Genomic DNA, 15,270 nt, shown 5'->3' with positions numbered 1-15,270 from the left:
CTATTTTGAAAACCATTATCCAAATATCAAATCTATCTAAAATTTACAAAGATGCAGAAGTGTATTCTTTGGATGATTTTTCTTTGGATATAAAAGAAGGACAAATCTTTGGTTTATTGGGCCCAAACGGTGCTGGGAAAACCACTTTGATTTCGATACTTTGCGGATTGATAAAACCTACTTCGGGTTCTTTTACAATTGATAATTTGGTTTATGCTAAAAACGCAAATGAAATCAAAAAAATAATTGGTGTCGTACCCCAGGAATACGCTTTGTATCCAACCTTAACAGCTAGAGAAAATTTGCTGTATTTTGGAAGTATGTACGGTTTAAAAGGGAATGATCTTAAAGAAAAAGTTATAGATAGTCTTGATTTTTTGGGATTGTTAAAATTTGCAGATAAGCGTATAGAGACTTTTTCGGGAGGTATGAAACGACGCGTGAATTTGATTGCCGGAATTCTGCATAATCCAAAAATTCTTTTCCTTGATGAACCAACCGTAGGTGTTGATGTGCATTCAAAAAATGTTATTATCGAGTACTTAACGGAACTTAATAAAACAGGAACTACCATTATTTATACTTCTCATCATTTATCAGAGGCACAGGATTTTTGTACCAATATTGCAATTGTAGATGGAGGAATAATTCATGCCGAAGGAACACCAAAGGATTTAATTTCCTCTACTGCAAATGCCAGAAATCTGGAAGATGTTTTTATTTCATTAACCGGAAAAGAATTGAGAGATGTTATATAAACTTTGGATGTCTGTTTATAAGGAATTCTTGTTGCTGAAACGAGATATGGGAGGCGTAGTGACGCTATTTTTGATGCCGTTGGTATTAATTATAACGGTGACACTCATACAGGACAGCACTTATAAAAAAGGCAATGATGTCAAAATACCAATCCTTTTGGTGGATTATGACAAAGGAAATGTCTCAAAAACGATTTTTGATAATTTACAAAAGAGCAATGTTTTTAGTGTTGTTACTACTATAGACAATACACCAATTACGGAGGCTGTCGCCAAAGAGGCCGTTTTTAAAGGGAAATATCAGTTGGCTATTATTATTCCGTCTCATTTAAGTACCGATTTGCAAGCCAAGATTGATCAGAATGTTCAAAAGATTGTCAGTAGTCTGGGCTTTGCTGATTCTTTGGCAACAAAATCAAAGGCTAAATTGGTTAATCAAAAAGAAGTCAAGCTTTATTTTGACCCTGCTGTGCAACTGAGTTTTAAAAGCGGCGTGATGAATGGGATTGACAAAATGATTTCTCAAATAGAAACCAAATCAATCTATACCACTTTTCAAGAGCAATTAGGGGAGGATGATGCTAAATTTGAGCAAAAAAGTTTTATTACGTTCAAAGAAATTGTTCCTAAAATAAACAACAAAGATATTACTCCAAACTCGGTACAGCATAATGTTCCGGCTTGGACACTTTTTGCTATATTTTTCATTGTAATTCCTTTGTCAATCAATATGGTGAAGGAAAAAACACAAGGTACTTTTATTCGATTACGTACCAATCCGGTTTCTAATAAAATTGTTTTGGCGGGTAAAACGGTGATGTATTTAATCATCTGTTTGATTCAATTTTATATGATGGTTGCCGTTGCCATATTTCTATTTCCGCATTTGGGATTACCTGCGCTTAATGTAGAAGGAAATCTTATTTTAATGAGTGTTGTAGCTTTGTTTTCAGGTTTAGCGGCGATAGGGTTTGGTATTTTATTGGGAACAATTGCCAAAACGCAAGAGCAATCGGCTCCTTTTGGTGCTACTGCAGTTATTATTTTGGCGGCAATTGGTGGAGTTTGGGTTCCTGTATTTGCAATGCCTAAAATAATGCAAATCATTGCGCAATCCTCGCCTATGAACTGGGGACTGGAAGCCTTTTATGATGTACTTTTGCGCAACGCAACATTTTGGGACTTGGTTCCAGAATTATTTTTATTATTTTTATTTTTCGTAGTTACCACAACATTAGCATTGCTGTATGATAAGAAGAAAAGAGCTGTATAAAGAGGCAACCGATTTGACCGTTTCAGAAGAAATCCGAGTGAGATTCAACGAAACTGACCCGCTAGGAATAGTGTGGCACGGTTACTATATTACTTATTTTGAAGATGGAAGAGAAGCTTTTGGCCGTCATCATGGGATTTCCTATTTGGATATTGCTGATAGCGGTTATACTACTCCAATTGTAAAATCGACTTGTGAACATAAATTATCACTGCGTTATGGTGACGTGATTCGTATAGAAACCACTATTGTTGATTCGCCAGCAGCAAAAATGATTTTTAGATACAGGATATTTGATGCCAAAAATGAAATTGCCTGTACTGGAGAAACCGTTCAAGTTTTTTTGGATAACCAAGGTGAATTAATGTTGACAAATCCTCCATTTTTTGAAGAATGGAAACGAAAAGTTGGTTTGATAAAAGAATGATGAAAGAAGTATATATAACCGAAACGAATTGCATTACACCCATTGGGTTTGATGTTGCTGCCAATATAAAAAATATTGGTAATGAAGTTTCCGGGATTCAATTGCACGACAAGCCTGAGCTGTTTAATGTGCCATTTTATGCTTCTATAATTAATGATCTTGATTTGGATTTGGCTTTCGCCAAAGTGACTTCGGCTAGGAACTATTCCAGGTTGGAAAAAATGATGATTTTGGCTTTGGAACCAATCATCAAAAAGTCTAAAGTTGTTTTAAATGAAAGAACAGCATTTATACTTTCTACCACAAAAGGAAATGTTACTGCATTAGAAAATCAAAATATAGAACCTGCGTATTTGGATCAATTGGCGAAAATTATTGCTGATTTCTTTGGTTTCAAGGTGGAACCGATTGTGGTTTCCAATGCCTGTGTTTCGGGAATATTGGCGGTTTCTGTGGCCAAAAGATTAATTCAGGCTGAGATGTATGACAACATTTTCATAGTGGCTGGAGATGAAGTTTCGAAGTTTGTTTTGTCAGGATTCAATTCGTTTCAGGCGATGAGTGATTTGCCATGCAAACCGTATTCAATAAATAGAACAGGAGTAACCTTAGGAGAAGCTGCCGCTGCAGTTTTGGTTTCCTCAAATAAAGAAAATGCAAAAATAAAAGTTCTTGGGGATGGTTCCATCAATGATGCAAATCATATTTCAGGGCCATCGAGAACTGGTGAAGGGCTTTATAGAAGTATTCAAAGTGCTTTGGCGGAAGCCAAAATAAACAGCAATCAAATTGATTATATTTCGGCGCATGGTACTGCAACTCCTTTTAATGACGAAATGGAAGCCATAGCTTTGAATAGATTAGGACTTGAAAATGTTCCAATGAATAGTCTTAAAGGATTTTATGGACATACATTAGGGGCTTCGGGATTGTTGGAAACCGTTATCGGAATTCAATCGGCGCTAGAAAATAAATTGTTTGTTTCCTTGGGTTTTGATACCATTGGAGTGAGTCAGACGATTAATGTTATTGAAAAAAATGAAGACAAAAATATTCGCTTTTTTCTAAAGACGGCATCGGGTTTTGGAGGTTGCAATACGGCAGTTGTATTCGAAAAAGTAAACTAATGGCGGCAAACAAAACCTATATACAATCCTTTTGCACGATTCAGAATAATCAAATTTCACTGAATGGGGAAGTTGTTTTTAGCACTGAACCGACTGTATTTAGCGATTTTTCAAAGAAAACGTATCAGTATTTGGAAATGAATTATCCTAAGTTTTTTAAAATGGATAATTTAAGTAAATTGGCTTTTCTAGGAGCAGAATTACTTTTGAGACCAGAAAATAATACTTCATCAGAAAATAATACGGCATTGGTATTTGCCAATAAATCATCAAGTTTAGATACAGATGTGAAATATCAAAATTCAATTTCTGATCCGGAAAATTATTATCCAAGTCCGGCTGTTTTTGTTTATACACTGCCTAATATATGTTTGGGAGAAATTAGTATCAAGCATCAATTGAAAAGCGAAAATTCTTTCTTTATATTTGTGGATTACAACCCTGAATTTATGGAGAAATACAGCAACATACTTTTGGAAACCCAAAAGGCGGATAAAGTATTGTGTGGCTGGGTTGAATATTATAATGAAGATTACAAAGCTTTTCTGTATTTAGTGGATATGAAAGGCGAAATAGAACATAATCAAGAAATATTAAAAAAACTATACAATCAATAATTATGGAAGCATTAAAGCAAGAATTAAAAAGTAAAATCATTGAAGTTTTAAACTTAGAAGATATAGCAATAGCAGATATAAACGATGATGATGCCTTATTTGGTGACGGATTGGGACTTGATTCTATTGATGCATTGGAACTTATTGTGATGCTGGATAAAGATTATGGAATTAAATTAGTGGATCCAAAAGAAGGAAAAACTATTTTTAAGTCGATAGAAACTATGGCTGCTTACATAGACGTAAACAGAGTTAAATAATTTTAGATTTTAGATTAACGATTTTAGATTTCTGAATTAGTAGATTCGGATTTTAGAGTATATCAGTTTTTTTAGGTTTTGAACAAATCAAAAATCGTTAATCAACATTCAACATTCAAAAATCAATGAATATAGGAGTCGCCATAACAGGAATGGGTATCATTTCTTCAATCGGTAATTCGGTTGAGGAGAACTACAATGCATTGCTGAAAAGTCAAGTTGGAATTACTACTATCGAAAATATAGCAACAGTACATGTTGATGTAATAAAGGTTGGCGAAATAAAGAAAACCAATCGGGAGTTAGTTGAAGAATTGCAATTAGGGAAAGATAATAATTTTTCCAGAACGGCTATGTTGGGAACAATTGCAGCTAAACAAGCCTTGAAAAATGCAGGTATAACTTCAATTAATGAATACAGAACTGGATTAATTTCGGCGACGAGTGTTGGCGGAATGGATATGACTGAACGCTATTACCACGAATATTTTGATAATCCCGAAGTTGTAAAATACATTAGCAGTCATAATGCCGGTGATAATACCGAAAAAATTGCCAGTGAATTAGGACTGAAAGGCATGGTAACTACGATTAGTACGGCCTGTTCTTCTGCTGCAAATGCTATTATGCTGGGTGCGCGATTGATAAAATCGGGTAAATTGGATCGTGTTATTGTAGGCGGAACAGATGCTTTGTCCAAATTTACCATTAATGGTTTCAAAACGCTTATGATTTTGTCTGATGGCTACAACAAACCATTTGATAATGACCGAAACGGTTTGAATCTAGGTGAAGCCGCCGCTTATTTAGTTTTGGAATCAGAGGAATTGGTCAAAAAGGAAAATAAAAAAGTACTGGCACGAGTTTCCGGTTATGGAAATGCAAATGATGCTTTTCATCAGACTGCCTCTTCAGAAAATGGTGATGGCGCTTTTTTGGCAATGGTAAAGGCTTTTAAAATCGCCCAATTGCAACCAGAACAAATTGATTATATCAATGTTCACGGTACAGCAACTCCCAATAATGATTTGTCCGAAGGTAGAGCCATAGCTCGATTGTTTGGCGAAAGTAAAGTACCGGATTTTAGTTCAACCAAACCTTTCACGGGGCATACTTTGGCGGCTGCGGCTGCGATTGAAGCGGTTTACAGTGTATTGGCTATTCAGAATAATGTGGTTTTTCCAAATCTGAATTTTAAAACACCAATGGAAGAATTTAATCTTCTGCCACAAACGACTCTAAAACACAAAAACATAGAACACGTACTTTCTAATTCTTTTGGATTTGGAGGAAATTGTTCAACTCTTATATTTTCTAAAAGCGAATAAGAACGACGTATGAAAAAGACATATATCAATGGATTAGGTTGTATTTCGGTTCAAAAAACGTTCGACACTGTTTTTTTGGAAGAAGCAGAATTAAACGAAAATGATACTATTTTACCATTAGAAACACCTGTTTATAAAGATTTTATACCTCCAGTTGCCATCAGAAGAATGGCAAAAGGAGTCAAAAATGGTATTGTGGCTTCTGCTCTTGCTCTTAGAGAAGCACAGTTGGAAACCGTTGACGCAATAATTACAGGAACGGGAATGGGATGCATCGAAGATTCTGAGAAGTTCTTGAAAGCCATATTGGATAATGACGAACAATTTTTGACTCCCACTTCTTTTATTCAATCGACGCACAATACGGTTGGAGGTCAAATTGCTTTGGGATTGCAATGCAAAGCCTATAATCTGACGTATGTAAATGGTTCTGTTTCTTTTGAATCTGCTCTTTTTGACGCCAAAATGATGATTGAAGAAGAAGAAGCTTCAAGCATATTGGTTGGAGGAATTGATGAAACTGCTGATTATACCATGTCATTGTTTAAATTGGCAGGATTTATAAAGAAAGAAAATCAAGGACCATATTCGATTTTAGGGTCTACTACAAAAGGAGTCGTTTTTGGTGAAGGAGCCACTTTTTTTGCTTTAGAAAACGAAATAAGAGAGAATACAATTGCCGAAATTTTGGATGTAGAAATCCTTAATAAATTGAATGTGTCGGAAGTTGAAAATAAAATCGTTTCTTTTCTTGCTGCCAATAGTTTAGAAATTACCGATATTGATGCTGTTTTGCTCGGGTATAACGGTGATGTTGACTCTGACTTATATTATAAAAATCTGTCTAATACAACTTTTATAAACATACCACAAGTATACTATAAGCATTTGAGTGGGGAGTACGATACGGCTTCGGCATTTGGGTTATGGGTTGGATCCAAAATTATCCAAACTCAAAATATTCCTGATATTATAAAGCTAAATGCGTTGGATAAACAATCCTATAAAACAATTCTTTTGTACAATCAACGCAACGGAATTGACCATAGTTTCACTTTAATCTCGAGCTGTTGAAACATAAAATAGTAAATGCTTTTTTTGTGTTGGTTTTAGTGCTGCTCGCTATGGTAAGTTTTTTTGCAGTGGTAGAAATCAAGTATTTTGCGCTTGTCGCTTGTCTTTGGTTATTGATTGTGTTTTGGGGTTCTACGTTTATTGCTTCCAATTATCATGTCAAAACCTACTGCAGCAATCCATTCGAAACCGAAAAAAAAATTGCTCTAACCTTTGATGATGGTCCGAATGAAATGACGTTGTTGGTTTTGGATGTGATGAGAAGATACAACGCTAAGGCCACTTTTTTTTGCGTTGGAAAAAATATAGAAGTACATCCTAATATTTTAAAGAAGATAATAGATGAAGGACATATCGTAGGAAATCATTCCTATACTCATTCGCCTTTTTTTGATTTTTACAGAAAAAATCAAGTGATTACCGAAATTAGACAAACCGATGCTTTGATTGAATCTGTTTTAGGAAAAAAGCCAACGCTTTTCAGACCGCCTTATGGTGTTACGAATCCTTCCATTCGTAGAGCACTATCAGTTACGAAGCACAAGACGGTCGGTTGGAATATTAGATCTTTGGATGGAGTTGTCAAAAATGAAGAATTTCTTTTGAATCGAATTATAAAAAGAATTAAACCTGGAGGAATCGTACTTTTGCACGATACATCGATTCAAACGGTAAATGTGTTAGAACAATTGCTATCGTTTTTAAAAACCAATAATTATACCGTTGTTCCTTTAGAAGAACTTCTGAATATAAAAGCTTATGAAGACTAAAATTTTTCTATTACTGATTTTTTTGAATATTTCCATTTTTAAATCTTTGGCTCAAGAACAAAAAATGAGCGAAAGTGAAATTGCTGCATTCAAACAATCTGTTGCGGTAGTGTCCAAGAAAATCAAGACTTTGAGTACTGATTTTGTGCAATACAAACATCTTGATTTCCTGTCAAAAGATATTGAAACTTCTGGTAAAATGGTTTTCAAAGAACCTAATTCATTGCTCTGGCAGTACAAAAAACCATACAGTTATTCGATTGTTTTTAAAAACGGAAAAATACTGATTAATGATGAAGGAAAGAAAAGTGCTGTAGATATTGGAAACAGCAAATTATTTGGAAAAATTAACAAACTGATTGTGGGAAGCGTGAGTGGCGATTTATTTGATGATAAGGAGTTTTCTATTTCGTATTTTAAAAACAAAGATCAAAATATTACCAAGTTTATTCCAAAAGATGCGACGCTCAAAAAATACATCAAGCAAATTGAATTGACTTTTGACAAAGAAGATGCTACAGTTGTTCAGGTCAAATTATTGGAATCATCTGCAGATTTTACCCGAATTGTATTAAAAAACAAAGTAATCAATGGCAAAGTCGATGAAGCTTCTTTTACGAATTAGCAGTATGCTAGTTTTTGTTTTATCATCCTGTTCAGCTAATAAAGTGGTACAAGATTATAAAAGTGCACCTTTAGAAAAAACGTCTTTGGAAGTCCCTTATTTTTCAAATCCCGCAATGGATTATGTTTACAAAGCAAACATTACAGTTTATGGTAATGAGCTAACGGGTGTCTTTATTGCCAAGAAAATAAATGATACCACGCATAGAGTGGTGTTTACTACCGAATTTGGAAATAAACTAATGGATTTTGAAATTTCAGAGACTGATTTCAAAGTCAATTTCATTCAGGAAGAACTGGACAGAAAAATAGTGATTAACACTTTGATCAACGATTTTAGATTGCTTTTGCGAAGTCATTACACCATAAGCGAACAGTTTGAGAATAACGAAAATAATGTTTATAAGGCATTAGATAAAGACAAAATGAATTATCTATTCGTTTCAAAAACAACAAATAAAATAAATAGAGTTGTACATGCGTCTAAAAGAAAAGAAATAATAAACCTCATTTATACTTCAGAAAACGATATTTTTGCTGAGAAGATTGTTATTCAGCATCAAAACATAAAATTAAAAATAGAACTGAATTATTTTAACCAACAAGCCAATTAACCATTATGAATAAAAGAACTAAAGGAATACTGATTTTACTTTTTTTGTTTTTTGGAATAGTACAAACACATTCTCAGGTGAGTTTTAGACCCGGATTTAGAGGAGGAGCCAATTTTAGTCATTTCACGAAAGGAAGTAATTATTATGCAGATCCTTATGCCCCTGCTTATCCAAGCGTTTCAACTGTCGATTATTCAACTAAAACGGACTTTTATATTGGCTTTTATGGCACTTTGAAACTGTCCAAATATTATTCTTTGCAACCGGAAATTGATTATTCATCGCAAGGTTCAAATTATAGATCGGGAACCAACAATGAAATTACTTTGGATGTTGATTATTTATCTTTTGAAGTTCTGAATAAATTTACGTTTAACGATAGATTCAATATGCATTTTGGCCCAACCCTTGATTTTGTAACAAGTACAAACTTCAATACGGATGCGAATGTTGATATGGCTTTTGTTTTGGGAATGGGAATTAATTTAACACGCAATTTTGGAATTGAAGGAAGAGTTAAAAAAGGAATAATTCCTGTTGTTGATTTTAATGACAACCATACTAATGTGGTCTTTTCGATAGGTGGAACTTATACTTTTGATGTAAAATAAAGCTATGTTATTAAAAGATTTTTATAAAATAATTTCATTGGAAAATACTGTCGATTCTAAATATAAGGCAGTGATTTCAATCAATGAGCAGCACGATGTTTTTAAAGGACATTTTCCTGGAAACCCGATAATGCCGGGTGTTTGTATGATGCAAATTATAAAAGAGCTGACGGAGCAAATTACTGGCAGTTCTTTGTTTATGCAATCATTATCCAATGTGAAATTTATGGCATTGATTAATCCGTTTCAAACCCCAGAATTACTTTTGGAATTGGATATTACCACAACAGAGGATAATTTGGTTAAAGTTAAAAATGTGAGCTATTTTGATGAAACCATTGCTTTGAAATTGAGCAGTGTTTACAGAAAAGTTTAGATTAAAAACGTATTAATTTTTTAATTTTACCTAAATGAAAACTATCTTTTTAGCCTTTTTTTTATTCGTTTTCAGTAGTCCTTCCATTACTGAAATTAGAAAATTGTATGCTGACGCCAATAACTCAGAAAGTAATGCCAAAGAGTTTGCTGCAAAGTTGAATGAGGTAAGCAAAGAGGATAATAAAATTCTGGTTGCCTACAAAGGCGCTTCATTGGCAATTCTTTCAAAACTGGAAAAGAAAGTATCGGACAAGTCCAAAAAATTCAAGGAAGGTTCGAGTTTAATTGAGTATGCTGTGGCAAATGAACCCAACGCTATAGAAATAAGAATGATTAGATTGAGTATTCAGGAAAACGTTCCTAAGATTGTTAATTATAGAGGAAATAAAAAAGAAGATAAAAAGTTTTTATTGGATCATTATAAGGAACAAACGGGGACTTTGAGAACTTATATTGGTGATTTTATTTCGCAATCAAAAAGTTTTACGGCAACAGAAAAACAGTCGATTAAATAGTTAAAGAATTGAGTAAATGAGTATAAGTTTACCCGGAATTGAAGGCATAGAACAGTATAAAGTATGTGTTATTATACCCACGTATAATAATCACAAAACATTAAAGCGGGTTTTGGATTCGGTTTTGCAATATACTTCCAATGTTATTGTGGTCAATGACGGTTCTACGGACACCACAGTCCAAATTCTGGAAACGTATCCAAATTTGGTACAAATTCACCATCCCAAAAACAGCGGAAAAGGAATGGCGATACGCAATGGTTTCAAAAAAGCATTGGAATTAAATTATAATTACGCCATTACCATAGATTCTGACGGACAACATTTCGCCTCAGACATTCCTAACTTTATTGATACTTTGGGAGCAAATTCCGACGAACTTTTGATAGGTTGCCGAAATATGACTCAGGAGAATGTGCCTAAAAAAAGCAGTTTCGGAAATAAATTTTCAAATTTTTGGTTTTGGTTTGAAACTGGAAATAAGCTTGAAGATACCCAATCAGGTTTTAGAATGTACCCTTTACGGAAAATTCCGAGGCGCTATTTTACCAATAAATTTGAGTTTGAAATTGAAGTTATTGTTCGGTCGGCTTGGAAAGGTATTCCGGTAAGGAACATTCCGGTTCAGGTTTTGTACGATCCTGCTGAAAGGGTTTCTCATTTTAGGCCTTTCAAAGATTTTACCCGAATCAGCATTCTCAATACCGTTTTGGTTACCATTGCTATAGTTTATATCAAGCCGAGAGATTTTTTTCTGAAACTAAAAAAAAAAGGACTTAAGAAATTTTTCCTTGAAAACATATTAGAAAGCAGGGATTCGAATGCCAAAAAAGCATTTTCAATCGCGCTCGGGGTTTTTATCGGGATTTGTCCTTTTTGGGGATTTCAAACCATTCTTGTCTTGTCTTTGGCGGTTTTGCTGAAGCTGAATAAAGCCATTGCTTTTACCTTTTCCAATATCAGCTTTCCACCTTTCATTCCGTTTATTATTTATGGTTCGCTAAAAATTGGCAGTTTTTTTGTTACTAGCGATAAATCTTTGATTTTGAATTCGGATATGACTTTTGCTGATATTCAAAAAAATATAGCCCAATATATTGTCGGAAGTTTTATTTTAGCGACTTTTATGGCTATTCTATTTGGTCTTACGAGTTATTTGCTTCTCGCTTGGGTAGATAATTTAAAAAACAAAAAGTAGCAGCATGCGCAATTATCTATTCGATTTATATTCATTCATGACTAAGAGAAAGTTCCTTTCTGCAGGTATAGTAATTGCTATAGCTTTGTTTTTAGGTTTCTTTGCTTCCCAAATAACGTTTCAGGAAAATATAAATCAGTTAATCCCGTCCAACGATAAATCGGGAGTGACTTCAAAAGTATTGAATCAGGTTAATTTTGCCGATAAAATCACCATCATTATTTCGACAATAGACAATGGTTCCCCCGAGAATCTGACGGAATATGCCAATATCTTTATCGATAGTTTGGATGCCAATTGCAAGCCTTTTGTGGCCAAAGTGCAGGGCAAAATAGAAGAAGAAAATATTCAGGAGACGTTTGATTTTGTGTATGCCAATTTGCCTCTTTTTTTTGATCAAAAGGATTATGAGCAAATTGAGAATAAATTGCAAAAGGACAGTATTGCCAATATTGTTGCCTCTGATTATAAATCCATAATTTCTCCGGCGGGATTGGTTTCAAAAGATTTTATCCTTCGGGATCCCCTTGGAATTTCGTTTATTGCCTTAAAGAAATTACAACAACTGAGTGTTGGCGACGATTTTGCAATTCAAAACGGATTCATACTAAGCAAAGACAAAAAGAATTTATTGCTTTTTGTGACGCCTAAATTGCAAACCAATGAAACGGACAAGAATACCACTTTTATTCATAATTTGGAGAAAATCAGAGTAGATTTGAATGTACAGTTCAAAGGAAAAGTGGAAATGACTTATTTTGGAGCGACACCAGTTGCGGTTGCCAACGCGACCCAAATCAAATCCGATGTGAAAAATACTTCTATTTTTGCTGGAGTTACGTTGGTTTTAATTTTGGCTTTTTTCTATAGAAACCTGACAACCCCGATAATCATTTTTATTCCATCTTTGTTTGGAGCTCTTTTTGCTTTAGCAGTTTTGTATTTCTGTAAAGGGAGTATTTCGGCTATTTCTTTGGGGATTAGTTCTATTTTGTTGGGAGAAACTACTGATTATTCTATTTATGTTTTAACCCATTTGAGGAATAATAAAGATGTGAAATTACTCTACCGAGACATTACAAAGCCCTTGTTGCTTTGTGGTGTGACAACATCAATCACTTTTTTGTGCCTGTTTTTTATCAAATCAGAAGCTTTGCAGGATTTGGGAATTTTTGCGGGTTTGAGTGTGGTTTCTACATCTGTTTTCTCCTTGATTTTAATACCGATTTTGTACAAGTCGAATGGAAAATTATTCATTCCAAAGCCTAATGTTATTGATAAACTCGGCGCTTATTCCTATCATAAAAATAAATTTTTGGTTGGTTCAATGCTCTTGTTATTGGTCGTTTCGCTTTTTACCTATTCTAAGGTTACTTTCAATAATGATCTTTCGGCTTTAAATTTTATGACTCCCAAGTTAAAAATGGCCGAGAAACAGTTGGAGCATATTGCCAATGATGACTCATCAAAATCCATTTATTTGGCTACTTACGGAAAGAGTTATGAAGAAGTTGTGGCTAATAACAATAAGCTTTTCAAGACATTGGAAAAGGACAAAAAAGACAAAGGAATCTTGAATTTCAGTTCGATTGGGGGTATTGTTTTTTCTGCAGAAGTTCAAAAACAAAAAATCGCGGAATGGAATACTTTTTGGAGTTCCCAAAAAAAATCAAATCTGACGCAAGCCTTAATCAGTGAAGGAAATCAATATGGTTTTAAAGCGACTACTTTTGATAGCTTTTATGAATTATTGGACAAAAACTTTTACCCAATATCGATTCAGGAATTCCTCAAGGTGAAATCCTTTTTCTTGGATGAGTTTATCTCCCAAAAAGACGGCTTTTATACCATTTCTACCTTGGTGAAAGTACCTAAAGTAAAAAGGGATGTCTTTGTGAATCAAATAAAAAAACAACCCAATTTAATTGTTATCGACAGGCAACAAACGAATGAAACTTTTCTTGGAACACTAAAAACAAGTTTTGAAGATCTTGTCAATTATTCTTTTATAGCCGTATTTTTTGTGTTGTTATTTGCTTTTAGAAAAATAGAATTGGCCATTATCAGCATTATCCCGATATTCATAAGTTGGATTTTTACCACCGGTCTTATGGGAATTTTTGGATTACAATTTAATGTGTTTAACATCATTGTCTGTACTTTGATCTTCGGAATAGGAGTAGACTACAGCATTTTTATGACATCGGCATTGCAAAAGGAATATACTTTTGGTAAAATCGAATTGCCAAGTTACAGAACCTCCATTTTATTATCGGTTGCAACCACAATTTTAGGAATTGGAGTGCTTATTTTTGCGAAACATCCAGCCTTGAAATCAATAGCTTTAATTGCGATTATTGGGATATTCTCGGCACTGCTGATCACCTTTATTTTACAGCCTTTAGTGTTTCACTTCTTTGTTACCAATCGGGTAAAAAAAGGAAAAGCTCCATATGAAATCAGACGATTATTGCATTCAACTTTTTCATTTGCCTATTTTGGTTTGGGAGGCTTTTTATATTCGATAGTGAGCGGAATTCTGATGAAAATCATGCCTTTTCCAAAAAAATCAAAACTGAGAGTTTTTCATTATATCTTATCTAAGTTTATGAAATCGGTTTTGATGAGCTATCCATCGATAAGACGAAAAATTATAAATAAATCCAATGAAAAATTTGATAAGCCAGCGGTAATTATAGCCAATCATAGTTCATTCCTTGATATTTTGGCAGTAGGATTGTTGAGTCCCAAAATCATTTTTTTGGTAAGTGATTGGGTTTATAATTCACCTGTTTTTGGAAAAGTAGTGCGTTTGGCAGGTTTTTATCCCGTTTCCAGTGGTATGGATAATGGAGTAGAACATTTGCGAACCAAAGTGGAAGAAGGATTTTCTATTATGGTTTTTCCTGAAGGAACGCGATCTGAAGATAATTCGATAAAACGTTTTCATAAAGGTGCTTTTTATTTGGCGGAACAATTGCATTTGGATATTGTTCCAATTGTTATTCATGGCTATTCGGAGGTTTGTCCAAAAGGGGATTTTATACTCAATGGAGGAAATACTACTGTGACTATTTTGGACCGAATTTCACATGATAATTCAGTTTTTGGAAACAATTTAGCAGAACGGACAAAAAAAATAAGTACTTTCTTTAAACTAGAATATAAAAAGATACGTTTGAATTCAGAAGGTTCTGATTATTTCAAAGCAAAGTTGATGAACAGTTATGCGTTCAAGGAAGAGCAAGTTATATTAGCCATAAAAGGAAATTTAGAAAAATATTTAGATTTATACTATAGCTTGAATAAATGGATTGACTCTAAAGCCAGAATTCTACATTTTGCTAATGATTTTGGACAGTTGGATATGCTTTTGGCTTTGCAGGAACCGCAGAGAAAAATTGAATCCGTAATCGTTTTGGATGAAAACAGAGCGGTTGCTCAAACAAATTACATCGTAAAGAAAAGAAAGATTCAGTATTTAAATCCAATTAAACCGATTGTTCCAAATAAATATGATGTTATTTTGATTTCGGATAAAAACGCCTCAAATAATTTGGAAGCAATTTGTAATTTGGCTACAACCATCATTTTGTTAAATGCTGAAAATCTAAAAGACAGCGTATTGAATTTTGGATTTGATATTACTTTTGATAATGAAAAACTGATTGTTCTAAAAAAGAAGATACAATGAAA

At 33.9% G+C, this 15,270-nt stretch carries 16 protein-coding genes; all 16 read left to right on the top strand.

The window, feature by feature from the left end; all coding sequences use genetic code 11:
• The first annotated feature begins 5 nt into the window (after positions 1 to 5).
• On the top strand, positions 6 to 758 hold the full coding sequence (locus C8C85_RS01535) for an ABC transporter ATP-binding protein (RefSeq protein WP_116795496.1): 753 nt from the start codon (positions 6 to 8) through the stop codon (positions 756 to 758).
• A complete protein-coding gene (locus C8C85_RS01530; protein WP_165818081.1) occupies positions 748 to 2,031 on the top strand; it encodes an ABC transporter permease in 1,284 nt (427 codons plus the stop codon). The genes C8C85_RS01535 and C8C85_RS01530 overlap by 11 nt, the downstream gene beginning before the upstream one ends.
• A complete protein-coding gene (locus C8C85_RS01525) occupies positions 2,006 to 2,458 on the top strand; it encodes an acyl-CoA thioesterase (RefSeq protein WP_116795495.1) in 453 nt (150 codons plus the stop codon). Before C8C85_RS01530 ends, C8C85_RS01525 begins: the two co-directional genes overlap by 26 nt.
• Positions 2,455 to 3,585 (top strand): beta-ketoacyl-[acyl-carrier-protein] synthase family protein, encoded by a 1,131-nt coding sequence (locus C8C85_RS01520; protein ID WP_116798334.1) that lies wholly within the window; start codon positions 2,455 to 2,457, stop codon positions 3,583 to 3,585. The genes C8C85_RS01525 and C8C85_RS01520 overlap by 4 nt, the downstream gene beginning before the upstream one ends.
• Entirely contained in the window at positions 3,585 to 4,202 is a 618-nt protein-coding gene (locus tag C8C85_RS01515; protein WP_116795494.1) for a 3-oxoacyl-ACP synthase, read from the top strand. The genes C8C85_RS01520 and C8C85_RS01515 overlap by 1 nt, the downstream gene beginning before the upstream one ends.
• A 2-nt stretch (positions 4,203 to 4,204) precedes the next feature.
• Positions 4,205 to 4,462: a phosphopantetheine-binding protein gene (locus tag C8C85_RS01510; protein ID WP_116795493.1), complete on the top strand. Its 258-nt coding sequence runs from the start codon at positions 4,205 to 4,207 to the stop codon at positions 4,460 to 4,462.
• Between the two features lie 125 nt (positions 4,463 to 4,587).
• Positions 4,588 to 5,790: a beta-ketoacyl-[acyl-carrier-protein] synthase family protein gene (locus tag C8C85_RS01505; RefSeq protein WP_116795492.1), complete on the top strand. Its 1,203-nt coding sequence runs from the start codon at positions 4,588 to 4,590 to the stop codon at positions 5,788 to 5,790.
• Positions 5,791 to 5,799: 9 nt separating this feature from the next.
• A complete protein-coding gene (locus C8C85_RS01500) occupies positions 5,800 to 6,864 on the top strand; it encodes a beta-ketoacyl synthase chain length factor (RefSeq protein WP_116795491.1) in 1,065 nt (354 codons plus the stop codon).
• Positions 6,861 to 7,634 carry a polysaccharide deacetylase family protein gene (locus tag C8C85_RS01495; protein WP_243412028.1) on the top strand — a complete coding sequence of 258 codons (774 nt, stop codon included), beginning with the start codon at positions 6,861 to 6,863 and terminating at the stop codon, positions 7,632 to 7,634. Before C8C85_RS01500 ends, C8C85_RS01495 begins: the two co-directional genes overlap by 4 nt.
• Positions 7,624 to 8,259, top strand: a complete 636-nt coding sequence (locus C8C85_RS01490) for a LolA family protein (protein WP_116795489.1) — start codon at positions 7,624 to 7,626, stop codon at positions 8,257 to 8,259. The genes C8C85_RS01495 and C8C85_RS01490 overlap by 11 nt, the downstream gene beginning before the upstream one ends.
• Positions 8,237 to 8,872, top strand: a complete 636-nt coding sequence (locus tag C8C85_RS01485; protein ID WP_243412027.1) for a hypothetical protein — start codon at positions 8,237 to 8,239, stop codon at positions 8,870 to 8,872. Before C8C85_RS01490 ends, C8C85_RS01485 begins: the two co-directional genes overlap by 23 nt.
• 5 nt (positions 8,873 to 8,877) lie before the next feature.
• Positions 8,878 to 9,483 (top strand): outer membrane beta-barrel protein, encoded by a 606-nt coding sequence (locus C8C85_RS01480; protein WP_116795487.1) that lies wholly within the window; start codon positions 8,878 to 8,880, stop codon positions 9,481 to 9,483.
• A gap of 4 nt (positions 9,484 to 9,487) precedes the next feature.
• Positions 9,488 to 9,859: a 3-hydroxyacyl-ACP dehydratase gene (locus C8C85_RS01475; RefSeq protein WP_116795486.1), complete on the top strand. Its 372-nt coding sequence runs from the start codon at positions 9,488 to 9,490 to the stop codon at positions 9,857 to 9,859.
• Positions 9,860 to 9,893: 34 nt separating this feature from the next.
• Complete coding sequence (locus C8C85_RS01470; protein WP_116795485.1) at positions 9,894 to 10,376, top strand: hypothetical protein; 483 nt, start codon at positions 9,894 to 9,896, stop codon at positions 10,374 to 10,376.
• Between the two features lie 16 nt (positions 10,377 to 10,392).
• Complete coding sequence (locus C8C85_RS01465) at positions 10,393 to 11,574, top strand: DUF2062 domain-containing protein (RefSeq protein WP_116795484.1); 1,182 nt, start codon at positions 10,393 to 10,395, stop codon at positions 11,572 to 11,574.
• A gap of 4 nt (positions 11,575 to 11,578) precedes the next feature.
• Positions 11,579 to 15,268, top strand: a complete 3,690-nt coding sequence (locus C8C85_RS01460; RefSeq protein WP_116795483.1) for a 1-acyl-sn-glycerol-3-phosphate acyltransferase — start codon at positions 11,579 to 11,581, stop codon at positions 15,266 to 15,268.
• Positions 15,269 to 15,270 lie beyond the last annotated feature (2 nt).

This window comes from Flavobacterium sp. 103 (genome assembly GCF_003096795.1).
GTDB lineage: Bacteria > Bacteroidota > Bacteroidia > Flavobacteriales > Flavobacteriaceae > Flavobacterium.
Note: the sequence above shows the minus strand (reverse complement) of the source record. Positions and strands in the feature narration are given on the sequence as shown.